The organism is Streptomyces sp. NPDC048434 (genome assembly GCF_043200375.1).
GTDB lineage: Bacteria > Actinomycetota > Actinomycetes > Streptomycetales > Streptomycetaceae > Streptomyces.
Window position 1 is genome coordinate 301,213 of record NZ_JBICXQ010000003.1, and the last position, 24,009, is coordinate 325,221.

Consider the following 24,009-nt stretch of genomic DNA (forward strand, 5'->3'; position numbering starts at 1 on the left):
TGGCGTTGTTCAGTCGGAAGCTACGGATGGGGCTTCTCGGTGTGGTCGGTCAGAGCAGGATCTCTACGTACCCGTCGGTTCCGTGCACGCGGATCCGCTGCCCGTCCCGGATCAGCCGGGTGGCCTGCTCCACGCCCACGACGGCCGGCAGGCCGTACTCCCGGGCGATCACTGCGCCATGGGTCATCAGGCCGCCCACCTCCGTCACCAGGCCCGCGATTCCGACGAACAGCGGCGACCAGCTGGGGTCCGTGAAGGTCGTGACCAGGATGTCGCCCGCTTCGAGATCGGCCTCCGCCATGTCAAGGATGACGCGGGCCCTTCCTTCGATGGTCCCGGCGGAAACCGGTAGGCCGGTCAGGGCGCCGGCCGGCACGTCGTCGCGCCGGTAAGTCCCGGTGACGGCCTCACCATCCGATGTGAGCACTCGGGGCGGGGTGAGCGCGTGGTACGACCGGAACGCGTCCTTGCGCTGCTGGATGAGCCGGTCATCCACCTGGTTCGAGCGCACGACGTCGTGGAGTTCCTGGAACGTGAGGAAGAAGATGTCCTCCTTTTCAGGAAGCACGCCTGCCTGCACGAGGCGCTCGGCCTCCTTCAGCAGGGCCTGCTTGTAGACCAAGTAGCGGCTGACGATGCCGTACTTCGGGTACTCCCGGTACCCGATGAAGGTTCTGACCTGGTCGATCATCCGCTTGGCCTGGTCGGCTTTCCGGTCGCCGTCCGGCAGGGCCCGCAAGCGTGACAGCACGTCCTGTTCCTTCTTCTGCGCCTTCTGCCGCCCCTGCTCGAAGCGCCGCTCGGCGGCGCCCGGTTCGAAGTTCCTGACGTTGTCGAGGATCACGGGCACCAGCGTGGTGGGGCGCTCGCGCCAACGCGGCCTCGTGATGTCGATCTCGCCGACGCAGCGCATGCCGTACCGGTCGAGGTAGGCCTCGATGGCGTCGCGCGCTTCGCTCCCGCCCGCGCGCTTCGCCAACTCGTCCAGGAAGGCCGTGTATTCGACGTATTCGACGCCCTCGACGCCCTGCAGGAACGCCACCACCTCCGACTGCGGGCGGATCACGTCCGCGACGTCGAGCAGCGCCAGTCCCATCTCCGACGTGACGTTGTCGGGGGCGGACAGCGTGAGCGTGTCAGCCGCGTTCTTCTCGCCCAGCCACTCCTGCAGCTTGTCGTTGAGCCACCATGTGGCCTCCATCCCCGCCATGATCGCCTGAAGGTTCAGCGGATCACTGAGGACTGTCTTGTGCTCTTCGAAGGCCGCCAGCAGGAAGTCGAACAGGGCCGGTCCGGTCTTCGTCCGGATGTCGCGTTCCAGGGCGGCGATGGACACCCGGCTGCGCTCGATCAGCTCGGTGACGATGGCCGGATCGGTCTCGGTCGGGGCGGACGCACCGCCGGCCGGCGGCCCGCCGGGACCCGTGTCCGGGAGCGACGGGATGAAATCGTCACGGTCGAGGACGGTCTCCAGGGCGTCCCTGACCAGCGGATCGCCTCTCCCCACGAGGTCCAGGAGGCCGGCGCGGCTCGCGGGCGAGGACAGGCGCCGGGTGACGTCGACGAACAGCCTCCCGCCGGCCGTGTGCATCGGCACCATGGCCGTCAGCTGCCAGACGGAGAGCCCGAGGGGCTTCATGGGGTCGGTCATCATCTGCTGGTGGCCGACGGAGACGTAGAGGTGATTCTCCTGGTCGCCGGTCTCCGGGATGGGGAACAGCGTCGTGATCGGCCGGCTCTGAACGATCTGGAAGCCGTCGTCGGCCAGGCACCATTCGATGTCCTGCGGGCGGCCGAAGTGCGCTTCGATCCGCCGCCCGAGCTGCACGAGCCGCACGACCTGCGCATCCGTCAGCGCCGGCTGCTCCTGCTCCTGCGAGGCGATCGCCACTTCCTGCGTACCGCCGGCCGGCAGGGCCTGAACGGCACGCTGTTTGGCGGCGATCGCCCTGTCGACGACTTCGCCGTGTCGCACCTTGAAGACGTCCGGGTTCGCCAGGCCGGAGACCAGGGCCTCGCCGAGGCCGAAGCCGGCGTCCACGGTGGCGACCTTCCGGTTGCCCGTGACGGGGTCGGCCGTGAACAGGATGCCGGCCGCATGCGGGAAGACCATCTGCTGCACGACCACGGCCATGTGGACCGTACGGTGGTCGATGCCGTTCCGCCGGCGGTAGGTCACGGCCCGCTCGGTGAACAGCGAGGCCCAGCACCGGCTGACGTGCTGGAGGATCGCCGTCGATCCCACGACGTTCAGGTACGTGTCCTGCTGGCCGGCGAAGGAGGCCGTCGGCAGGTCCTCTGCCGTCGCGCTGGACCGGACGGCGTAGGCGGCTTGCTCGCCGAGCTGGGCGAGCGCGCGGGTGATCGCCGCCGCGAGATCGCCCGGGAGGGCAATCCCTTCGATGGTCCGGCGGATCTGCGCGCTGAGTGTGCGGATCGCCTCCCGGTCGTCCGGGTTCACGCGCGACAGCTGATCGAGCCGCTCGTCGATCGACGGCGCTTCCGCCATGATCCGCCGGAAGGCGTCCGTCGTCACGCAAAAGCCCCCCGGCACGCGGATGCCTTCGATCCGCGACAGCCCGCCCAGGTGCGCGCCCTTGCCGCCAACGACCGCGACCTGCGTCTCGTCAACCTCTTGAAGACCCAACACGTACTGCTCGATCACTGCGATACCTCCGAGGCAGCCGTGCTCCGTTGCGCTGCGGTGGCCGATCGAATCACCGGCGCCTTCAGCCCTGCCGAACCTCTTGCCAGGCACGTCCTCATCTCTGGCTGCCTTCCCTCTGACGAGCCGGCCGGCCACACCGCCCAGCCGGGCGGCGCGCCCACCCGCACCTCCGCCCCGAGCGCGCGCCACCGCACTGCCGGTCCCACCCCTGATTCGACGTCACCGCGTCCCCCATACGTCGACAACAACACACGCACGTACTGCCCCCATTTCCGCAGGTTGTGGCCTCGGCCGACGATTCTGCGCCCCGACCCGGGCCTTGCCGCAAGCCCCCCAGTGCGCTATAGCTTGGTAGTGGCAGGGAGAGAAATCTCCTTGCCTTTGCTTTTTGGCGTCCGCTGGAACGGACAAGCTTCTCGCGAAGCGGTGGCGCGCCGTTAGGTGCCGGCCGATGTGAGCCACGGCGACCGCCAAGTGGGACCCCGAATGGCTCCGGTTCCGGCTGTTCTCCGCCGCCGCACCGCTCGTACACACCGGCCGCCGCCACTGGCTCCGCTTCCCCACCCGATGGCCCTGGACCAGCGTGCTCACCAACGCCATGGACCGGCTCCAGGCCCTGCCGAACCCAGGCCGACCAGCCACGTCGACCCGATGGCCTGGCATTCGCGTGATCGGCGAGGTGAGGGGTGCCGGACCGGGTAGGGGATTTCGTGTATTCACCCATGACGAACCCGGGTGCCTGGTGGCCGCGGCTTCACGGGAAGATTTCGGATGATCAGCAGGCGAACCTTCGGAAAGGTCCTCGGTACGGGAGCGGCCGTGGCTTCAGCTGCCGGCCTTTCCTGGGCATGCTCGAAGGCCGTGCCCAATGACAACGATCAGGGTCCGCCGACGATCGCCCAGGGGAGGGAAGAGCCGGGGAAGGAATCGCCTTTCGGCCCATTGAAGCAGGTCAGGGCCGGCGTCCTGAATGTTGGATACGCTGAGGCAGGCCCGGCCCATGGCCCCGCGGTCATTCTGCTGCACGGCTGGCCCTACGACATTCACAGCTATGCCGCTGTCGCGCCTTTGCTGGCGGCGAAGGGCTACCGCGTCATCGTCCCGTATCTGCGTGGCCATGGCACGACGCGTTTTCTTTCGAGCAAGACGTTCCGCAACGCACAGCAGTCGGTATTCGCTCTCGACATCATCGCTTTGATGGACGCATTGCGGATCGACAAGGCGATCCTCGCCGGGTACGACTGGGGATCACGGACGGCGGACATCATCGCGGCACTCTGGCCGGAGCGGGTCAAGGGCCTGGTCTCCGTGACCGGCTATCTGATCACGAACCGTGAAGCCAATAAGAAGCCGTTGCCGCCGAAGGCCGAATGGGCGTGGTGGTATCAGTTCTACTTCGCCACGGAAAGAGGCCGGCTCGGCCTGGAGCAGAACCGGCATGATCTGGCGAAGTTGATCTGGAAGTTCAACTCCCCGACCTGGAATTTTGATGCTGCCACATTCGATCGCACCGCGGCAGCATTCAGCAATCCCGATTACGTCAGCATCGTGATCCACAATTATCGCTGGCGGCTGAGCCTGGCCCAGGGCGACCCACGGTACGACGGCCTCGAAAGGCGCCTGGCCCAAAGCCCTGTCATCACCGTGCCCACCCTCACCCTTGACGGCGCGGCAGATCCCTTCACACCTGCGGGCGGCGGCTCCTCCTATCGCGACAAGTTCACCGGCCGATACGCGCACCGCACTCTGCAGGGCATCGGCCACAACGTGCCCCAGGAAGCCCCCAAAGCCTTCGCGCAGGCCGTCGTGGACGTCGACCATTTCCGCGCACCCGAGCGAAATCACTCCAAGTGACACGCCGGCCTCTTCTGAACCGTAAATCCACCGACGGCACCTGAATGGGCGTAGCAATCCGCCCAACTGCTCCTCCACGAGCGCGCGTTCGGCGCAGCCCGGGGAGGCTGGCAGACATCTCGCCCGTGCTGCGAAGGAGAGCTGCTGTGATGTCGTCCCTCGCCAGAACGGGCGCTGCCCTTACGCTCGGCCTCATCAGCGCCGCCGGCGGCATCGTGGGAGCGGGACTCCTCGCGGCCGGCCGCGAGCGGTCGGCCTCCCTCCGGTGAAGGCCGTACAGAAGGCCGCCGTCATCACCGGTGCTTCCCACGGCATCGGCGCCGCGCTCGTCACCGCGTACCGCGCGCTCGGGTACGGGGTCGCCGCGATCTCTCGCACCATCGGCGAATCCAGCGACGCCGGGGTACTGGCCGTCCGCGGAGACGTGGCCGAGCAGGGCGTCGGCGCCCGGGTCGTCGACGCGGCCCTGGCGCGGTTCGGCCGGATCGACACACTGATCAACAACGCCGGAACCTTTATCGCCAAGCCGTTCACCGACTACACCGACGAGGACTACGACGCCATGACCGGGGTGAATCTGCGCGGATTCTTCGAGCTCTCCCGCAGCGCAGTCGCCGCCATGCTCGCGCGGGATGGCGGGGGCCATCTGGTGAACCTCTCCACCAGCCTGGTCGACCACGCCGACTCGCAGCAGCCGTCGGCGCTCGCGTCGCTGACCAAAGGCGGGCTGAACGCGGTCACCAAGGCACTGGCGATCGAGTACGCGGGGCGCGGCATCAGGGTCAACACCGTCGCGCTGGGCATCATCCGCACGCCGATGCACCCGGCCGCGACGTACGAGGGCCTCGCCGCACTGCACCCGCTCGGCCGGATGGGCGAGGTCGACGACGTTGTCGACGCGATCGTCTACCTCGAGAACGCCTCGTTCGTCACCGGAGAGATCCTGCACGTCGACGGCGGCCAGAGCGCGGGGCGTTGAGCTTGCGACGGCCAACGTCGGCTCGCGGCGCGAGACCGATGCCCGATTCCGTCATCAGGGAGGCTCGATGAACAGCACGACAGACAGCGAGGGGGTCCTGCGTGGCGTCCTCGCCCGGTGGAAAGCAGCCGTTGACGCACATGAGCCCCAGCGCGTCGCTTCCCTCTTCACCGAGGACGCGATCTTCCAGGGACTGCACCCCTACAGTGTCGGACGGCAGGGCGTCGCCGACTACTACGCGTCCCAACCCCGTGGGATGACGGCCGCTTATCGGATCCTCGAAACGAGGCAGCTCGCCGACGACCTCGTGCTGGGGTACCTGAGCGTCGACTTCTCCTTCACCGACCGGCCCACGCTCAGCGTCCATCTCAGCACGCTGGTGAAGCGCGCGACCGACGGCTGGTACATCAGCCACTACCAGGTATCCCGTCTCGACTGAATCCTGTAGCAGTGCTTCGTCAGGTGCTGGATCTGCTTCTTCCCAGGGAGCGGCCGCAGGTGGGGCAGGTGCCGGTCCACTCTGTGTCGCGCGCCCGGCGCGCCGCGCCCGCACGTCATCCTCCACACGCTGCGGCCGACGCTAGTGTTTGCGGTATCGGGGCTGACGTGATGAGAAGAGCCGCTCATGGAGTTCCTGGTCGACATGGTGACCACCGTTCCGGAGGGCACGTCGAAAGAGGCCGTGGAGGAGATCCGGACCCGGGAAGCGGTACGGTCGGCGGAATTGGCCGCGCAGGGAAGCCTGGCGCGACTGTGGCGTCCGCCGCATGCCCCTGGTGAATGGCGCACCTGGGGTCTCTTCAGCGCGGACGACGCGGAGCAGCTGGAGCAGGTGCTCGTGTCGATGCCCCTGCGGGTGTGGCGGCGCGACACGGTGACGCCGCTGTCCCCGCACCCGAATGACCCGGGCCATTAGAGGCCATTTCATGTGGCGAGCCTGCGGTAGCAGATGAGGGTGCAGGCGGCCGAGTGGCCGGCGCTGACGGGTCAGTTGCCGACGGCCTTGGCCCAGTTCTTCCGCACGGTGCGCAGGGCCTTGGCGAGCTGGGCCTCGTTCGGGAACTGTGGTGTGCCCTCGACTGTCGGCAGCCGGGCGGCCAGGGCCTTGTTGAGTGTGCCGTTCTTCGCCATGGCGGCCAACAGCACCGGGCGGGCGTAGTCCACGAGGCGGAGGTTCTGGCCTTCCGGACTGAAGAGGTACTCCTCCCACAGTCGTGCCGCGGCCGGGTGGGGGGCGTCCTTGTTGATCGCCTGCGCGTAGTACTGCGAGAAGCTGCCGTCGAAGGGAATGGAGACCTTCCAGTGCACGCCCGTCCCGTGGAGCTGGTCGATGTGTTCCAGGTTGAGGTAGTCCCACTCGATGCTGATCGGTGTCTTGCCCTTGGCGATCGCGGCCGGGTTGGGGTCGGCCCGGTTGTAGTTGCCGACCTTGTCGAGCCGGGCGAAGAAGTCGATGCCCGGCTGGATGTTGTCGAACGACCCTCCGTTGGCGAGCGCCGCCGCGTACACGGCGGCGAAGGCCGATCCCGCGCTCGTGGGTTCGCCGTGCATCGCGACCATGCCCTTGTACGCCGGCTGGAGCAGATCTGCGAAGGAGTCGGGGCAGGTCCGGACGCGGGCGTCGTCGCAGCCGATGGAGATGTAGCCGCCGTAGTTGTTGTACCAGCGGGCCTTGGAGTCCTTCTGCTCCGGTGGGATCTGGTCGAACGGCGCGACCCGGTAGGGGGCCAGCAGGTTCTGCCGCGCCGCGGACTGGGCGAAGGAATCCCCGATGTCGAGCACGTCGGGGGCGCGCTTCTGGCCACGGTAGCGCTTCGCCGCATCGATCTCCTGGCGGCTGTGGCCATACGGATTGTCGACGACGACCTTGATGCCGTACTTCTTCTCGAAGCCGTCGATCAGCCCGCCGTAGCTCGCCCACTGGCGCGGCAGCGCGATCGTGTTGAGCCTGCCCTCCTTCTTCGCCGCCTTGATCAGTGCCGCCGTCCCGCCCACCTCCGCGGCGGACCCGGCCCGGGAGGGCGCGACCGGCCGGGTGGTTCTCCCTTCCTCGCACCCACCGAGACCGAGCGTCGCAAGGCCGAGACAGCACAGGAGAGCGCCTGCGCGGACTCGATGATGTGTAGCCACGGCGCCTCCAACAGGGCCAGGTGGGGGAGCGGTCCGCCGGGCGGGTGGCGGACGCGGACCAGGGCAAGCCATGACACGGTGCGGGTCACATGGCTCGTACAGCGGCCCCATCGCCAAGGACGGCGCCCGCCAGGAGGTGGGGCGGAACGCCGACGGCCTCGCAGGCTGGCCGAGCGGGCGTCCTCGGCACTCCCGCAGGGCCGCCGACGCTTGTCACGCGGGCGGTCCTGGCGCCACCCCGCCGCGACGGGTCACCGCCCGAGCTTCTCTCAGAAATGGTCCAAACCAGCGTACTCCGCGCCATTGCGCGCCTCTGGCAGGACGGTGGTCGGGCCAGGTCATAGCGGCGAGTAGGCACCACGCGCGTAGGGAGGCACCACGCTCGTTGCCGGGCGCGAGGCGCCGGGCCGCGGCCTCACCACAGCCGCGGCCTCACCACTCCCCGCGCTGCTCCCAATGGTTCAGGAGATGCTCCCGCAGCTCCTCTTCCGAGTTCACGGCGTCGGGGCCGACCGGCTGAGCGGCCCAGATCGTCTTGCCCCTGGGGGAGTAGCGGGTGCCCCAGTGTTCGGCGAACTGCGCGACGAGGAAGAGGCCGCGGCCGTCCTCGTCGGTGGCCTTCGCCTGGCGGATGTGCGGGGAGGTGCTGCTGCCGTCGGAGACCTCCGAGATCAGGGTGCTGCGGGTGTGCAGGAGCCGCACGTGGATGGGCTCGACGCCATAGCGAATGGCGTTGGTGATCAGTTCGCTGAGGATGAGCTCGGTGCCGTAGGCGATGTGCTGCAGACCCCAGTCCGTCAACTGGCGGACGCAGGCGTTGCGGACCGGGCCCACCGCCGCCGGGTCGCGGGGCACGTCCCACTCGGCGACATGGGCCGGGTCCAGCCGCCGGAGCCGGGCCACCAGCAGCGCGACGTCGTCGGTGGACCTGGCGGGCAGCAGCGTTTGCAAGACGGTGGCGCAGGTGTCCTCCGGCGTACGGTCCGGTCCGGTGAGGGCCGCATGCAGTGCTTCCAGTCCCGCGTCCACGTCGCGGCTGCGGTTCTCGACCAGCCCATCTGTGTAGAGCACCAGCCGGGAGCCCTCCGGCAGCGAGAGCTCAGCGGTCTCGAAGGGCAGGCCGGTGCCCAGACCCAGCGGCGGGGAAACCGGCGGGTGCAGGAACTCCACGCTCCCGTCCGGGTAGGCCACGGCCGGCGGCAGATGGCCGGCCGTGGCCGCGGTGACGTGCCCGGAGACGGAGTCATAAACGACGTACAGACAGGTGGCGCCGGTGATCGTCGGTCCCTCGTCGGTGTCCTCGTCCTGGACGTCGAGGTGGGTCACCAGCTCGTCCAGGTGGCCCAGCAGCTCGTCGGGGGAGAGGTCCAGGGCCGAGAAGTTGTGCACGGCGATGCGCAGCCGGCCCATGGTGGCCGCCGCATGCAGACCGTGTCCGACCACGTCGCCGACGACCAGCGCCACCCGGGCGCCGGGCAGCGGGATGACGTCGAACCAGTCCCCGCCCACCCCCGCCTGGGCGGGGAGATAGCGGTGCGCCACCTCCAGGGCGTCCTGGTCGGGCAGGCCGCGGGGCATCAGGCTGCGCTGGAGCGTCATCGCCATCGTGCGCTCGCGGGTGTAGCGCCGGGCGTTGTCGATCCCCACCGCGGCCCGCCCTGCCAGTTCCTCGGCGAAGGACAGGTCCTCGTCGTCGAATGGAGGGGAGCTCCCCGACCGCCAGAAGTCAACCAGTCCCAGCACCACCCCCCGGGCGCGCAGCGGTACGACCGCCAAGGAGTGCACCCCGTGGTCCAGGATGCGTCGGGCGCGTTCCGGGTCCTGGGACCGCCAGGCGGGAGAGCCGGCCAGGTCTGGCTCCACCACGGAGCGGACCTGGTCCATACTCGGCGCCATCGGGGTGCCCGGGGCGAAGCGGATCAGCTCGCCGACGGGGTAGAGCGGATGGTCCGCCGCCAGGCCGGCGATGGCGGTCCGGCGCAGCTCGGTACCCGACACGGCAGGCTCCTCGCCCTTCAGGACCGGGTCCAGCAGCTCGACGGTGACGATGTCGGCGAACCGGGGGACCGCCACCTGCGCCAGTTCCTCGGCAGTGCGCACGACATTCAGCGTGGAGCCGATCCGTAGCCCGGCGTCGTAGAGGAGTCTCAACCGCTCCCGCGCCACCTCGGCGCGCCCCGACAGCCACCTCAGTTCGGTGGTGTCGCGCAGGGTCACCACGCTTCCCTGGTGGGATCCGTAGGGGGTGGTGGACCGCTTGTTGACGGCGAGCAGTCTGTCCTGGGCCAGGTGCACCTCGTCGGTGGCGCTCCGGTCCGACGCCAGCAGCTCGGCGGTGCGGTGGTCCAGCCCCAGGTCGCCGACATGGCGTCCCTCCGCGTCCGCCGGCAGGTCCAGCAGCCGCCGTGCCTCGTCATTGGCCAACAGCAGCCGCCCGTCGCGGCCGACGATGAGGACGCCCTCCCGTACCGCGTGCAGGACCGCATCGTGATGCTCGTACATCCGGGTCATCTCGGCCGGTCCCAGACCGTGGGTCTGCCGACGCAGCCGACGGCTCACCAGCCCCGCGCCGCCTGCGGCGAGTGCCAGGGCCCCGACTGCGGTGCCCAGGAAGATGGGCAGCTGCCGGTTGACCGATTTCTGCACCTTCTCCACCGTGACCGGTGCGGCGACGATGGCGACGACCTTGCCCGAGGAGTCCTTGACGGGGGCTGCAGAGATCACGGAGAGGCCCAGGGCGCCCTGGAAGGTCCTGGTGAAGGGCTTGCCCCGGGCGGCGTCGGCATAGGGGCCGATGACGTGCTTGCCGATCTGCCCCGGGTCGCTGTGGGTGAGGGTGATCCCGTCGAGCTTGTAGACGATGATGGCGTCGACGCCGGAGGCCTTCCGGGCCGCCTCGGTGAGCGGCTGGAGCTTCGCGGTCGGATTGTCGCTGTTCAGCGCCTGCTGGAGCCCCCAGGAGTGCGCGAAGGACTCAGCGGCGGCGATCGTCCGGTGCCGGGCGTCGGTCATGGTGTCCCGCTGGGTCTGGACGACGAGGGCCACCACTGCCGCCGCGACGAGCAGCACCACGAGCACCAGCTGGAGGAGGAAGACCTCCCGGGCGACGCTGCGCGTGGTCAACGAGCGCCGTATGCGCTGGGGATCTCCGGCCCCCACAGGGCGTTCGTCCTGCCGGTCGCCGGTGCCGCTCCCGGCAGGGGCCACGCCCGGAGAGACGGAACGGCCGGGTGCGCGGCTCAGCCAACGCCGGAAACGACCCGAATTTCCGCTCATGGTTCATATTTACCCTGCTTTGCCCGGGTGCTGGCAAGGCGTGCTACGGCAGCTGCCGCGCGGGCCGACGAGGGGCCGCCGGGCTGCGTCTGTACCGAGGCGGGCCGGCCGAAGCGGTCGGCGGCCTGCTCGTGGGAGACGCTCTCGACCGGCAGGCCCGGGCGCCGGCCGATGCCCTCGGTGATGTCGCGGACGGGTATGCCGTCCTCGCCCGTCCAGTGCCACCGGCTGCCCGCGCGCCCCCCCGACTCCAGCGCCGGCCGGAACAGGGGCGCGGCGGCTGGCCGGTGTACCGCCGGCCAGCGGTTGGAGCCGTCGCCCGGATAGGCCGAAAAGCCTTCTCGCATGCGAGGTTGATCAGACTCGGAACGAAGGCGTGATTGCCCTCGCCGTGCACCGACAGGGGCAGCCGCACTGCCGACATGCGGATACCTCGCTCGGCGAACGTCAGGGCCACTTCCGAAACGCGGGGCAGGTCGGGGGTGGGCACGGCCGCGTCCTCCGCCGTCACCAGGCGCCCCGGCGTGACGACGCTCCCGGACGTGGTGCCGACCAGGTCGGTGCCGTCGTTGTACCCGCCGGTACGTCGATCGGCTGATGCAGTGATGGCTTGTTTGCTGCATGCTGGGCCAATTGACCACCGAGCAATTGGTTGAGCACTGAAACACCCACGGGTGACCAGGCGGGCAGGGGCAGGGCACCGGCTCCCACCGCTGGTGACAGCCCCCTCACACCGCTGGAGGATGGAGCCGCCATGCGACTTCACGATGTCGCACGGGCCGAGCCGCGCGTTCCAGGACCGTCTCCAGCCCTGCCAACCCCGCCCACCAGGGCGCCCCGCCCTGTGACCGCCGACGGGCGTCGACGATTCCCGGCGTTCATTCCGGCGCGGCCGTTCTGGTGGGAGAACCGCCGGGGCATGGCCTTCGACGTCCTGGTCGCGCTCGGCTGCGCCCTGTTCCCCACCGTCCTCGTAGACGTCCAGGAGAGCTATCCGCTCGGGCTTCCCGCACCGGTCTACTTCGCGCTGGCGGCCTTGACCGGGCTGGCGATGGTGGTGCGGCGGCGCTGGCCGGTGGGGCTGTGTGTCGCCGTGATCCTGGCCATACCCGCCGAGATCTGCTTCCCGGCGCTTCCCGTCTGCCTGTACTCCCTGGCGAAATACGGCCGCAGTCGACGCACCCTGGCTGTGCTGTCCACCGTTGCCACCGCCGCCACTGCCGGCTACGTACTCCTCACCGACCAGCGCGAGTTCACCGTCGAAGAACTGGTGTCCGGCATACCGCTCATGGGCTTCCTCATGGTCGTGCCCGTCCTGTCCGGCATGTACGCGGGGGCGCGGCGGATGGTGGTGGAGAACCTGCGTGAGAAGGCCGAACGCCTGGAACGTGAGCAGCACTTGCTGGCCTCGCAGACCCGGATGGAAGAGCGGGCACGGATCGCGCGGGAGATGCATGACGTGGTCGCCCATCGGGTCAGCCTGATGGTCATCCACTCCGGCGCCCTGGAAGTCGGCACGGCGCATGGCGAGCACACCACCCAGGCCCGGCTCATCGGCGAGATCGGCCGACAGGCTCTGGACGAGTTGCGCCAGGTACTCGGCGTACTGCGGGTCGACGAATGCGAGGAGTCCGCACCACGCGCGCCGCAGCCGACCCTGAACGACCTGTCCAGGCTGGTCGACCAGTCGCGCGCGGCCGGCATGCGGATCGAACTGGCCACGTCCGGCCCCTGCCGGTCGCTGGACACGACGGCCGAGCGCACCGCGTACCGGCTGGTCCAGGAAGCGCTGACCAACGTACACAAGCACGCGGGGACCGCCGCCACTCGTATCCAACTGCGGTATGTGCCCGATGAGCTGCACATCACCGTGGACAATGAGTTGCCCACCGCACCGTCGACCGCACGCCTGCCCAGTGGCGGCCACGGCCTGGTAGGGCTCCGCGAACGCGTCACCGTCCTGGGCGGAACCTTCGAGGCCGGCCCCACACCCGACGGCGGATTCCGGGTCTCAGCCGTGATACCCACGAGGGAAGAAGCACCATGAGCATTCGCGTCCTGCTTGCCGACGACGAGGACCTGGTCCGGTCCGGCTTGAGCATGATTCTGCAAGCCGACCCCGGGATCAGCATGGTGGCCGAGGCGAGCAACGGGGTGGAGGCCGTGCACCTGACCCGCATGCACCGGCCCGACGTGGTGCTGATGGACATCCGTATGCCGGTCATGGACGGACTGGCGGCGACCGTGGAGATCAACCAGCTGCCCCACCCGCCCAAGGTGGCGGTGCTCACCACCTTCGATCTCGACGAGTACGTGCACGCGGCCCTGGAGGCGGGAGCGATGGGCTTCCTGCTCAAGAACACCCCGCCCCGCGATCTCGCCCGAGCGGTCCGGACCGTCCACGACGGGGATGCCATGCTGGCCCCTTCGGTGACCCGGCGGCTGATCTCCAACTTCTCCGCCCGCGGCACGTCGAGGGCCACCGCCGCGCGCCGCCGCACATCCGCCCTGACGGAACGCGAAGGCGAGGTGCTGCGCCTGGTCGGCGAGGGCATGTCCAACGCCGAGATAGGCGCCTGCCTGCACATGAGCGAGTCCACCGTGAAGACCCATATGAGTCGGCTTCTCGCCAAACTTGAGTGCACCAACCGCGTCCAGGCCGCGATTCTTGCCCACGATGCCGGCCTCCTTGAGGCGTAGCGTCAGGCGTCCCGCTTGTCCAGCAGATACACGGCTCCCGCCATCGCGACCGCCGCCCAGGCGCACAGCACCCCGAAACCGGCCCACGGGCCAAGGCCGCCCAGCATCGGGCCGGGCTGCATGATCGCCCAACCGGCGCTGCCGGGCGGGAGGCTGCCGGGCAGGAAATGTGCAAGATCGCTGAGCGCCGGGGCGGACGCGAGCCCCGGCACAACGAAGATGAGCGTGAACATCACGACGATGCCGCCGACGGTGCTCCGGAGCATGGCGCCGACAGCCAGCGAGAGCACGGACAGCACACTCAGGTAGAGCCCGCCCCCGAGAATCGCCCGTACGACCGCCGGATCCGTGACCGAGCCGGAAACAGCGGGCGCGGACGCGTACTCGATGGCGAAGGAGACGATGCTCAGCAGCATCCCGGTGATGAGCACCAGCGCGGCCATGACCAGGGTCTTGGCCGCGAGCCACGGCCCGCGCCGCGGTACGGCCGTCAACGAGGTGCGGATCATCCCGGTGCTGTATTCGCTGCCGATGGTCGTCACCGCCAGGGCCATGACGGCGAGTTGGCCGACGCCGAGGCCCATGTGACTGTTGATCACCAGCCGGCCGATGGGCTGGGGACCCTCCTTGTCGATCGCCGTTGCCACGATGACGGCGACACCGACAGCCACCGCCGCGGTGGCGAGCAGGCAGCACACGGTGGCACGGACGGTGCGGAACTTGGCCCACTCGGACCGGAGCAGGTGGGAGAACACGGGCTCGGCGGGAACGTCGGACCGGCGCTCGGCCGCGGGGATGGTCACGGACATGGGGGTACCTCCTGGGTCGGGATGGGGCTGCGGCTCGGAACTCAGACCTACGGCAGCGACTCGGTGCGGTACTCCACGCTGTCCTCGGTGAGCTGCATGAACGCCGTCTCCAGCGAAACGCGTTGCTGCGACAGCTCGTGCAGGGCGGCCCCGCACTCCGCCGCGGCCTCCGAGACCTGGACCTGGTCCAGGCCGGTGACCAGGAGCGCGCCTTCGTCATCCGCGGTGACCTGCCCGCCGGCCGCCCGGAGCCGTCCGGCCAGCTGGATGGCCTGTGGAGAGCGCACCTTGACCATGTTGCGTGAACTGCCCGCGATGAATTCGCGCACGCCGGTGTCGGCGATCAGCTTCCCCCGGCCGATCACGACAAGATGGTCGGCCGTCACCTCCATCTCGCTCATCAGATGGCTGGACACGAACACGGTGCGGCCCTCGGCCGCGAGCCCTCTCATCAGGTTGCGAATCCAGCGGACGCCCTCGGGGTCGAGACCGTTGACCGGCTCGTCAAAGAGCAGCACCTGGGGATCTCCGAGAAGAGCGGCAGCGATCCCGAGCCGCTGTCCCATCCCCAGCGAGAAGCCGCCCACCCGTTTGTGCGCCACCTTCGCGAGGCCGGCGATCTCCAGGACCTCCGCCACCCGCCGGCGGCCGATCCCATTGCTGTACGCGAGGCCCAGCAGATGCCCGTACGCACTGCGCCCGGGATGGACGGCCTTGGCCTCGAGCACGGCACCGACCTCGTGCATAGGGCGACGCAGCTGGTGGAAGGGCGTGCCATTGACCAGCGCACTGCCTGACCCCGGGCGGTCCAGGCCCAGAAACATCCGCATCGTCGTGGACTTGCCCGCCCCGTTCGGGCCCAGGAAACCGGTCACCCGGCCGGCCCGCACCACGAAGGACAGGTCGTCCACCGCCGGCTTCCCCCCAAATCGTTTGGTCAGCCCCCTGGCCTCCAACACCCCTACGCTCACGAGCACGCTCCGTTCCGCACAACTGCCATGGTCTTCCCGGTCCTGAGCACCGTACGGACGCAGCCCGGCCCAGCGGGACGCCAGAAAGTCGAAACTCCAGCACCTCCATCGTCCCGATGCGTGACCCGCCCACTGCGACCATCGACCGACAACCGGGTACATCGGTCGGACCGGCGAGGGCGAGGTGGCGGTCGCGTGGCTCACTGTTCGGTGGCGGGGCGCGGGCCTCGGTGAACCGAGGCGAATACCGGGGCCAGGCGAGGCGGTTCGGGCATCCGTAGGCACGCCACCCGCATCCGGTGGCGCGGCCGGCGGGCCGGCGGCCGGCCGCCCGAAGGTTGCGGTCACAGCATTAGCAGGACTCCGGTGGAACGGCATCTGCCGACGCTCCGGGAGCGTCGGCGCGCAGCAGGCAGGCATCCATGATCCAGCCATGACGCTCCCGGGACGCGGCACGCAACTCCAGTACCCGGTCGGCAACTTCGGCCAGCGGGCCGGAGACGAGCAACTCCTCCGGTGTGCCGACGTAGGCGCCCCAGTACATCCACCAGCCCTCGTCCCGGTGCGCGGTGAGTGCCGCACCGACATCGAGCATCACGGCGATGTCCTCGCCCTCGCCCTCGCCGAGAGCGGACCCGGCGATGTGCCGGCCGGGGGCGATCCGGACCGGGCGCCCGAGCCGGGTCACTGTCGTACGGTGGCGGGCGGCCAGCACCGAGAGGCTGCTCACCCCGGGAATCACGTCGTAGGTGAAGGGCACCGCACCCCGGTCGGCGACCTCCTCCAGCGTGTCGATCGTGCTGTCGTAGAGAGCGGGATCGCCCCACACCAGGAAGGCGCCGGTCCGGCCCGGCGCCAGCTCGTCCCGGATCAGCCGCTCGTACAGGGCGGTGCGGCGGTGGCGCCAGTCGACGACCTGGGCCCGATAGCCGGCCGGGCTCGCGGGGGAGCGGTCACGCCGAGGGTCCTCGGCCTCGACCACTCGGTGTCCGGAGCCGGCGTGCTCGGCCAACAGATTCCTGCGCAGCCGGGTCAGTGCGGACGTCCGGGTGCCCTTGTCGAGCAGGAAGAACACGTCGCAGTCCCGCATGGCCCGTACAGCGGACAGCGTCACATGCGCCGGATCCCCCGAGCCGATCCCGATCACGAGGATCCGTCGACGGTCTTCTCCGGTCATGAGGACACCGCCCCGGACGGCCCCGTTGCACACACGGCCGGGCCAGGGCTGCCGGGCGCGGAGCCGCCGTCAGGGCTGTCCGCGCCGGGCTCCGTCTCTCCGTCGGTCTCGCCCGGGTACATGACCTGGACATCGCGCAGCAGACTGTCCACCACGTCGTCCAGGTCGAGGCGCTTCTCCACCGAACGCAGGTCGGTCAGTCCGGCCCGGAGGGAGACCCGGGACGGTGCGAGGAGCTTGCAGCAGTCCTCGTCCGGCAGCACGGAGATCTCCGCGGTGCCGATGGACCGGGCCTCGTCGATGATCTCCTGCTTCTCCCAGCCGACCAGCGGCCGTAGCACCGGCAGGGCGGCGGCCTCGTCGACGGCGGCCATGTTCGCCAGGGTCTGGCTGGCCACCTGTCCCAGGCTGTCACCCGTCACCAGGGCCTCCGCTCGCGTCCGGCCCGCCAGCGCGGAAGCGGCACGGACCATCAGCCGTCGTTGCGCGACGACCTGGAGCCTGCCGGCCCCCGCGATGGCCAGTTGCTTCTGGGCGTGGCCGAGCGCGATGACATGCAGCCGCCCACCGGGCTGGTAGCGGTTGAGTTCCCGGGCGAGGGCGTAAGCCTTGTACACGGAAGCGGCGTTCGTGTACGGAGCGCCGGTGAAGTGGACGAAGTCGCAGCCCAGTCCACGACGCATCGCCCGGTAGGCGGCCACCGGCGAGTCGTACCCGCCGGAGAGCAGCACCAGGGCACGTCCGCCGGAACCGACGGGGAGTCCGCCAGGCCCCTGGTGACGGATCCAGGAGAGATAGCTCTCCGTGCGGTCGATCTCGACCGAGACCCGCACATCCGGGCTGGAGAGGTTCACCGGTACGGGCCCCAGGGCCTCCTGGACCCGTGCCCCGAGAAAGCGCTCGAACTGCGACGAGGTCATCTCGAAGGTCTTGTCCCGGCGCTTGACCCGCACGGCGAAACTGATTCCGGGTCGCTCGGCACGGGCGCCGGCGAGCGCTTCCACGGCTGCCTCGGTGAGGTCCGTAACGGTGCTCGGGACGCGCAGGGCGGGCTCCACCGAGTTGAACCCGATCACCCGTCGGGCGCGCTCCACGAGGACATCCAGAGGGACCTCGCCGCCGAGCACGGTGACGCTCTGGCCGGACTTGATCCACGTGGAGCCGCCGACGCCCCGCAGCGCGCGGCGGAGGTTGTCGTGCAGCCGCTCGATGAACAGGTGCCGATTGCGGCCCCTGAGGAAGATCTCACCATGCTTGAGCAGGACACAGGGCCCGCTTGGGCGGGGCGTACGGGGAGAAGGGACGGAGGGAACGCTCGCTTCGCCGGGCACGAAACTCTCCTTCGCGAGTCGTCGTGAGGACCGGCGCCGGGCCGCGAACGGGATGCGGGCCCGCCCCGCGCACCACGGGCACGGTGGGGTGAAACGCACCACTCACTCAGCGGTCCCGCTACCGGGTCGCCATGGAGGCGTGCGTGGTGATCGCACCGCGCACGAGCAGTGGCAGGTCTTCGGACTTGTGGGCACATCCCGAAGGACGGGACGCCTACTGGCCGTCGCTTCCCAGGTCACACACGGACCCAGTGCTTCATGACGGCGGTCGTTCCCACTCACCGCTGCGAGGCAGTCCCGGACTTCCACCGGATTCCCTCTTGCGACACCCCGTCTGGCGGGCGGGGTGAACCAGCTGCGGGTCCAGGGTAGACAAGGCGGCGCGTGGCCCGTGCACGAGGCGAAGCTCGACCGGCCCCAACCGTCGACCTGCGCGAGCCGTGCGGCCCCCTCGTTCGAGGAACAGCGAGGGCGCGGGGTCGCGCCCCGGGCCTCGCCGCCCAGGGACGAAACTCCGCATCCGCCCCCCGCGATTCCGCGCCGCCCGTCAGTACACCCGGGTGAGGATCTCCAGCACCTCCGCCTCGCTCGGCAGCAGCGGAGCGTTCTTGGTCACCGCGTCCGCGACCGCTCCCGCGGCGATGGCCGGCAGCATTCCGCGGTCGGCGCCCAGTTCGCGCAGGGGCCGCTTGACGTCCAGTGTTCCGGAGATCTCGCGCACGGCCTGCACCGTGGCCCGTGCCCAGTCGCCGTCCGCGGGCGGGGTGCGGCGCATGGCCCGTCCCACCTGCTCGTACGCGTCCCGGGCCGCCGGAGCGCTGAACACCATGACCTCCTCCAGTACGGCGGCCAGGGCCACTCCGTGCGGGGTTCCGGTGTGGGCGGTGAGCGCGTGGCCGATTCCGTGGACGAGGCCGAGTCCGGACAGGGTGAGGGCCTGGCCGGCGAGGTGGGCGCCCAGCATCAGTGCGGCGCGGGCGTCGAGGTCCGAGCCGTCCCGGTACGCGGTGGGCAGCGCGCCGCTCACCATCGTCACGGCCTGCGTGGCGTAGGCGACGGAGACCGGGTTCGCGCCGCGTGAGGCCAGCGACTCGATGCCGTGGACGAGTGCGTCGATGCCGGTGGCGGCGGTGGCCGGAGCGGGCAGACCGAGCGTCAACTCAGGGTCCAGCAGGGCGATTCGGGGCTTCACGGAAGGGTGACCGAGATACACCTTGCGGCAGGCTCCGGCGTCCTCGATCACCCCGAAGCCGTTGGTCTCCGCCCCCGTGCCGGACGTGGTGGGGATCGCGATGAGCGGCAGTCCGTCGGCCGCTTCCCATAGACGGCCGGCGTCGGCGGCAACCGCGTCCGGATTGCCGACGAGCAGGGAGATGCCCTTCGCCGCGTCGAGAACGGAGCCGCCGCCGAGCGCGACGACCGCGGCCGGCCCGAAGGCGCGGGCCCGCCTGGCGCCCGCGTCGACGTCGCCGGTGGAGGGGTTGGGCGCCACCTCGTCGTGAACGGCGTACTCGATCCCGCCGGAGTCGAGGATCTTCAGGACGCGTTCGACGACGCCCGCTGCGCGCAGACCCCGGTCGGTGACGACGAAGGCGCGGTGCCGGCCCGTGGTCGTGATCAGCTCGGGGAGCCGGTCGATGTGACCGGGCCCGAACTCGATGCGGCAGATGGGGTCGATGCTCAGCGGCGCGAGGCTGTCGCGCTGAGGAGAGGCCATGGGTGCGGCTCCTGATGTGGGTGAGTGTGAGCGTGGGAGCGTGTCCGGCGGTGCCTTCCGGCGCCTCAGAGCACCAGTGCCGCGTCGTCCAGCGCGGCGGCCGGATTCGGCAGACGGAACTCCCGGCCGGCGAGCGACTCGTAGAGGCGGACGGGGCTCATCTCGCCCGCGAGGTCGCCGTGCTCGGCCTTGGCGCGGCGGTAGATCTGCTCGACCAGGGCGGACAGCTCGGTGGACACACCCAGGTCCCGGCCGAGGTCGATGGCGAGCCCAAGGTCCTTGCAGGCGAGTGCCATCGCGAATGAGTCGTCGTAGTCACCGTCGGCGAGCACGCACATGATGTCGCTCTCCAGGAAGTTCGAGGCGGCCGGGCTGGCGAGCAGCGAGCTGCGCAGCACTCCCAGGTCGACGCCCGCCTTCACGCCCATGGCGAGCACCTCGGAGGTGGCGACCAGATGGCTGAACCACAACAGGTTGATCATGAGCTTGACGCTGTATCCGGCGCCGATCGGGCCGACGTGCAGGATCCGGTCGGGGTCACCCATGGCTTCGAGGACCGGCAGCGCGATCCGGAAGTCGTCGTCCGCGCCACCGGCGAAGATCTGCAGTATGCCGGCCTCGGCGCCCCGGGCCATCCCGCTGACCGGCGCGTCGAGTCGGCGCACGCCCCGGGCGTCGAGGACCTCGGCGGCTACTCGTTCGGCGGCCGCGGGCGTCGACGTCGACATGTCGATCCACAGCGCGCCCGGCGCCAGCGCCTGCGCCGCACCGCCGCGCAGCAGCACCTCCTCGACGATCCGCGGGTTGGGCAGCATGGTGAGCAGCAGCTCCGCGCCCTCGGCGCAGGCGGCGGGGGAGTCGGCCCAGGTGGCGCCGAGCGCGAGATGTTCGGCGGCCGCCTCGGGCCGGGTGTCGTGCACGGTGACCAGATGTCCCGCGTGAATCAGATGGCGGGCCATGTGGCGACCCATATTGCCCAGGCCGATGAAACCGATCCTCATCGTTGTCCTCGCTGCGGTGAGAAGAGAAGGAGGGAGAAGGGGGAAGAGGGGAGAGGGGAGAAGTGAGAAGGGGGGCGGCGAATGGGGAAAGAGGGGGGAGCGGCGAAAGGGGCTCGTGTTCAGCCCCCGAGGTTGATCCAGGTGGTTTTGAGTGCCGTGTACGCGTCCAGCGCGTGCAGGGACTTGTCGCGGCCCGCGCCGGTGGCCTTGAAGCCGCCGAAGGGAGTGATGACGTCGCTGGCATCGAAGGTGTTGATCCAGACGGTGCCGGCCCGAAGGCGCCTGGCCGTGCGGTGGGCGACGGTGATGTCCCGCGTCCAGACCGAGGCGACGAGTCCGAAGTCGGTCTGGTTGGCGAGGCGTACGCCCTCGTCGATGTCTCCGTCGTAGGTCACCACGGCGAGGACCGGGCCGAAGATCTCCTCCTGGCCGACGGCGGAGGTGTTCGCCACCCCGTTCAGCACGGTCGGTTCGATGTAGCTGCCGCCGGACTCGGTAAGGGTCCGTCCGCCGCCGAGGAGTACGGTCGCGCCGTCCTCCCTGCCGCGTGCGATATAGCCGAGGATCTTGGCCAGCTGGTCCTCGTCGACGATCGGGCCCATGACGGTGGCCGGGTCGAGCGGGTCGCCGACCCGGAAGGTTGCGGCGGTGATCCGGCGAACGGCCTCCAGGAGCCGTTCCTTCACGGAGGCGTGTACGACGACCCGGGATCCCGCGTTGCAGGTCTGGCCCGCGTTGTAGAAGATCCCCCAGGCCACGGCGGAGGCGGCGGCCTCGATGTCGGCGTCCGCCAGGACGAGCTGCGGGGACTTGCCGCCGGCCTCGACGGCGACCTGCTTGCCGTTGGACTCGCCCGCGTACACCTGGAAGAGCCGCGCCACCTCCGCCGAGCCGGTGAAGGCGATCTTGTCGACCTCGGGGTGGCGGCCGAGCGCCTGCCCCGCCACCTCGCCCCGCCCGGGGATCACGTTGAACACACCGTCGGGCAGTCCGGCCTCGCTGCCGAGCGCGGCCAGGCGCAGGGCGGCGAGCGAGGTCTGTTCGGCGGGCTTCAGGACGACGCTGTTGCCGGTGGCGAGCGCCGGGCCCAGCTTCCAACTGGCGATCAGCAGCGCGTAGTTCCACGGAACGACCGCGCCGACCACGCCCAGCGGCTCCCGGGTGATCAGCGCGAGCGCGTCACCGGGAGTCGGCGCCACCTCGTCGTACGTCTTGTCGATGGCCTCCGCGTACCAGGCGATGGTCTCGGCCGCCTGGTTCACGTCGATCCGCACCGACTCGGTGATGGGCTTGCCCATCTCCAAGGTGTCGAGCAGGGCCAGTTCCTCGGCGTTCGCGCGGATCAGTTCGGCCCAGCGCAGCAGGACGCGCTTGCGCTCCCTGGGGGCGAGGTCGCGCCAGCGTCCGTCCTCGAAGGCCGCGCGGGCGGAACGCACCGCCCGGTCGACGTCCTCGGCGGACGCGGCCTGCACCTCGGCGAGCAGCGCGCCGTCGCGCGGCGAGACGCTCGGGAAGGTGTCGTCGGACGTGGCGTCGGTGAAGGCGCCGTCGATGAACGGCCGCGTCTCGAACCTGAGCTTGTCCGCGGCGGCCCGCCACTCGTCGTACGACCGGTGCAGCAATTCCTCGATGGTGTAGGTCACGTGAGCCTCCAGTGGTCGATCGCTTCCTCGTCGAGCTCGATGCCGAGACCGGGCTTGTCCGGCACTTCGAGATCGCCCTCGGCGTTCACCCGCACCGGCTCGGCGAGCATGAAATCGCGGCGTTCGGGGGTCCAGCCGGGCGGGTCGTAGGGGAACTCGAAGAAGGGGCCGCCGCCGACGCCCGCCGCGACATGCAGATTGGCCAGGACGCCGATGCCGTTGGTCCAGCTGTGCGGGGTGAACTGACGGTGCTTCAGTTGGGCGAGTTCGGCCAGGGTGCGGGCACGGTGCATGCCGATCGCGAGCACCACGTCCATCTGGTAGATGTCGAGGGCGTCCTCTTCGAGGTAGCGCAGCAGCTCGGTGGGGGAGTGGTGCATCTCGCCGGCGGCGATGCGCACCCCCGGGTTCTCGGCCCGCAGCCGCTTGAAGCCGTCGAGGTCGGCGTAGGGCAGCGGCTCCTCGACCCAGAACACATCGAGTTCGGCGAGGCGCGCGATGACCTTGCGGGTCTTGGCGAGGTCGGAGGCGGGGGCGGTGTCCCCCGCCATCCGCCAGGACTGGTTGAGGTCGACCATGATCTCGAAGCCGGTGCCCAGCTCCTCCCGGACGGCCCGGACCGCCGCGACACCCTCGTCGACGTGGTTCCGGTCGATCCGGATCTTCATGGCCCGGAAGCCGGCCTCGCGTACCTTCAGCGCCGTCGCCACGCGCTCCTCGGGGGACTTGAGCTCCCCGCACGACGCATACGCCGGCAGCCGCTTCGCCGCATTGCCGAACAGCTCCGCGACCGGGCGGCCGTGCACCTTGCCGATGATGTCCCACAGCGCCGCCTCCAGCGGCCAGTAGTGGGCGCCGTGGAAGTTGGCCGTCTCGATCGCCCGGACGTGCCGGGTGATGTCGAGTGGGTCCTCGCCGACGAACAGGTGCTTGTACGTGTCGAAACCGTCCATGAGGTCGCCGGAACCGATGCCGGTGATCCCCTCGTCGGTGTGCACCCGGACGATGGTGGCGTCGAAGCGCCGGCGTGGCTCGGGATCCCAGGCGGCGCGGAAGGGCGGGTCCAGCTCCAGACGCAGCCGGTCCAGGGTGATGTCAGTGATCTTCATCGGGCGAGCACCTCGGGAGTGGGCGTGTAGAAGGGGTTCTCCGGGCCCCTCACCGCCGCGGCCAGCACATCTGCGACGGACGGCGTGGCGGTCACCGCGGCCCGCACCGCGCCGTATCCCGCGGCGCGCTGGTTGCGGAACGAGACGTCGAGGTCGTCGACCGCCGGGTTGACCCACACCGCGGCGATGATCAGCAGGTCGTCTGCCGTCTCGGCGGGGATCAGGCCCTCCTCGACGGCGTCCATGACCCCGCGCGCCAGTCCCGCCTGAGCGGAACCCCAGGTCGCGCGCTGGTGCAGCTCACCCCCGGCGACGGCCTTGTTCACGAACAGCGTCTGCGGCTTGACCGGAACCGACGGCCGCACGACGGTCATGAACGGGACGTGTCCGGCGCTCGGGGTGGCCAGCGCCGTCGCCCAGGCCGTTTCGACCGGGCCGCCCTTGCGGCCGATCACGACGTTCGTGTGCGCGGCGTTGGCACCGTCACCGACGAAGGATTCGCCGATCAATGCGGTCGCGGCAAAGGGGGAGGGCATCGGAACTCCTGGACCTCGGGAAGGTGCGTCGTCGAGTGACCGGCGGGAAACTCGAATGAACGGCAATGAACGGCAATGCGTGGTGAGGAAAAGCGAGAACGGCGGGAA

The 24,009-nt window shown here is 69.8% G+C and carries 19 protein-coding genes, 1 pseudogene and 1 riboswitch; of the genes and pseudogenes, 7 read left to right on the forward strand and 13 right to left on the reverse strand.

The window, feature by feature from the left end; genetic code table 11:
* Positions 1-49 precede the first annotated feature (49 nt).
* Complete coding sequence (gene rph, locus ACGFWI_RS05510; RefSeq protein WP_393904661.1) at positions 50-2,665, reverse strand: rifamycin-inactivating phosphotransferase; 2,616 nt, start codon at positions 2,663-2,665, stop codon at positions 50-52.
* Positions 2,666-3,140: 475 nt separating this feature from the next.
* On the opposite strand from rph, the pseudogene ACGFWI_RS05515 reads away from it, so the two are divergent.
* The 5 genes and pseudogenes from ACGFWI_RS05515 to ACGFWI_RS05535 form a co-directional block, all read left to right on the forward strand.
* Positions 3,141-3,443 (forward strand): annotated as a pseudogene (locus ACGFWI_RS05515) (hypothetical protein); the annotation flags it as partial.
* Complete coding sequence (locus ACGFWI_RS05520; protein WP_393904598.1) at positions 3,440-4,522, forward strand: alpha/beta fold hydrolase; 1,083 nt, start codon at positions 3,440-3,442, stop codon at positions 4,520-4,522. The pseudogene ACGFWI_RS05515 and the gene ACGFWI_RS05520, both read left to right, overlap by 4 nt.
* Before the next feature lie 265 nt (positions 4,523-4,787).
* A complete protein-coding gene (locus ACGFWI_RS05525; protein WP_393904599.1) occupies positions 4,788-5,501 on the forward strand; it encodes an SDR family NAD(P)-dependent oxidoreductase in 714 nt (237 codons plus the stop codon).
* Between the two features lie 67 nt (positions 5,502-5,568).
* Entirely contained in the window at positions 5,569-5,940 is a 372-nt protein-coding gene (locus ACGFWI_RS05530; protein WP_393904600.1) for an SgcJ/EcaC family oxidoreductase, read from the forward strand.
* Between the two features lie 186 nt (positions 5,941-6,126).
* Entirely contained in the window at positions 6,127-6,417 is a 291-nt protein-coding gene (locus ACGFWI_RS05535) for a muconolactone Delta-isomerase family protein (protein WP_393904601.1), read from the forward strand.
* Positions 6,418-6,488: 71 nt separating this feature from the next.
* Here the strand turns inward: ACGFWI_RS05535 and ACGFWI_RS05540 are convergent, their stop codons facing one another.
* The 3 genes from ACGFWI_RS05540 to ACGFWI_RS05550 form a co-directional block, all read right to left on the reverse strand.
* Complete coding sequence (locus ACGFWI_RS05540; RefSeq protein WP_393904602.1) at positions 6,489-7,703, reverse strand: ABC transporter substrate-binding protein; 1,215 nt, start codon at positions 7,701-7,703, stop codon at positions 6,489-6,491.
* Positions 7,704-8,063: 360 nt separating this feature from the next.
* Positions 8,064-10,838, reverse strand: coding sequence for a SpoIIE family protein phosphatase (locus ACGFWI_RS05545; protein WP_393904603.1), 2,775 nt, complete (start codon positions 10,836-10,838; stop codon positions 8,064-8,066).
* A gap of 65 nt (positions 10,839-10,903) precedes the next feature.
* Entirely contained in the window at positions 10,904-11,254 is a 351-nt protein-coding gene (locus tag ACGFWI_RS05550; RefSeq protein WP_393904604.1) for a hypothetical protein, read from the reverse strand.
* 572 nt (positions 11,255-11,826) lie between these two features.
* Here ACGFWI_RS05550 and ACGFWI_RS05555 point away from each other — a divergent pair.
* Entirely contained in the window at positions 11,827-12,954 is a 1,128-nt protein-coding gene (locus tag ACGFWI_RS05555) for a sensor histidine kinase (RefSeq protein WP_393904605.1), read from the forward strand.
* Positions 12,951-13,607, forward strand: coding sequence for a response regulator (locus ACGFWI_RS05560; protein WP_393904606.1), 657 nt, complete (start codon positions 12,951-12,953; stop codon positions 13,605-13,607). The genes ACGFWI_RS05555 and ACGFWI_RS05560 overlap by 4 nt, the downstream gene beginning before the upstream one ends.
* A gap of 2 nt (positions 13,608-13,609) precedes the next feature.
* Here ACGFWI_RS05560 and ACGFWI_RS05565 read toward each other — a convergent pair whose 3' ends face one another.
* The 9 genes from ACGFWI_RS05565 to fae all read right to left on the reverse strand — a co-directional run bounded on the left by ACGFWI_RS05565 (position 13,610) and on the right by fae (position 23,901).
* Complete coding sequence (locus ACGFWI_RS05565) at positions 13,610-14,416, reverse strand: ABC transporter permease (protein ID WP_393904607.1); 807 nt, start codon at positions 14,414-14,416, stop codon at positions 13,610-13,612.
* A 47-nt stretch (positions 14,417-14,463) separates the two neighbouring features.
* Complete coding sequence (locus ACGFWI_RS05570; RefSeq protein WP_393904662.1) at positions 14,464-15,375, reverse strand: ABC transporter ATP-binding protein; 912 nt, start codon at positions 15,373-15,375, stop codon at positions 14,464-14,466.
* A 364-nt stretch (positions 15,376-15,739) separates the two neighbouring features.
* Complete coding sequence (cobF, locus tag ACGFWI_RS05575; RefSeq protein WP_393904608.1) at positions 15,740-16,564, reverse strand: precorrin-6A synthase (deacetylating); 825 nt, start codon at positions 16,562-16,564, stop codon at positions 15,740-15,742.
* The gene (gene thiI, locus ACGFWI_RS05580) at positions 16,561-17,895 is read right to left on the reverse strand and encodes a tRNA uracil 4-sulfurtransferase ThiI (RefSeq protein ID WP_393904609.1); all 1,335 of its coding nucleotides are present in this window, start codon (positions 17,893-17,895) and stop codon (positions 16,561-16,563) included. The genes cobF and thiI overlap by 4 nt, the downstream gene beginning before the upstream one ends.
* A gap of 152 nt (positions 17,896-18,047) precedes the next feature.
* Positions 18,048-18,266, reverse strand: a riboswitch (cobalamin riboswitch).
* Between the two features lie 176 nt (positions 18,267-18,442).
* Positions 18,443-19,612, reverse strand: coding sequence for an iron-containing alcohol dehydrogenase family protein (locus ACGFWI_RS05585; protein WP_393904610.1), 1,170 nt, complete (start codon positions 19,610-19,612; stop codon positions 18,443-18,445).
* A 65-nt stretch (positions 19,613-19,677) separates the two neighbouring features.
* Complete coding sequence (locus tag ACGFWI_RS05590) at positions 19,678-20,613, reverse strand: NAD(P)-dependent oxidoreductase (RefSeq protein ID WP_393904611.1); 936 nt, start codon at positions 20,611-20,613, stop codon at positions 19,678-19,680.
* A 119-nt stretch (positions 20,614-20,732) separates the two neighbouring features.
* Complete coding sequence (locus ACGFWI_RS05595) at positions 20,733-22,256, reverse strand: aldehyde dehydrogenase (RefSeq protein WP_393904612.1); 1,524 nt, start codon at positions 22,254-22,256, stop codon at positions 20,733-20,735.
* Positions 22,253-23,365, reverse strand: coding sequence for a mandelate racemase/muconate lactonizing enzyme family protein (locus tag ACGFWI_RS05600; protein WP_393904613.1), 1,113 nt, complete (start codon positions 23,363-23,365; stop codon positions 22,253-22,255). The genes ACGFWI_RS05595 and ACGFWI_RS05600 overlap by 4 nt, the downstream gene beginning before the upstream one ends.
* Positions 23,362-23,901, reverse strand: a complete 540-nt coding sequence (fae, locus tag ACGFWI_RS05605) for a formaldehyde-activating enzyme (RefSeq protein WP_393904614.1) — start codon at positions 23,899-23,901, stop codon at positions 23,362-23,364. The genes ACGFWI_RS05600 and fae overlap by 4 nt, the downstream gene beginning before the upstream one ends.
* Positions 23,902-24,009: the final 108 nt, after the last annotated feature.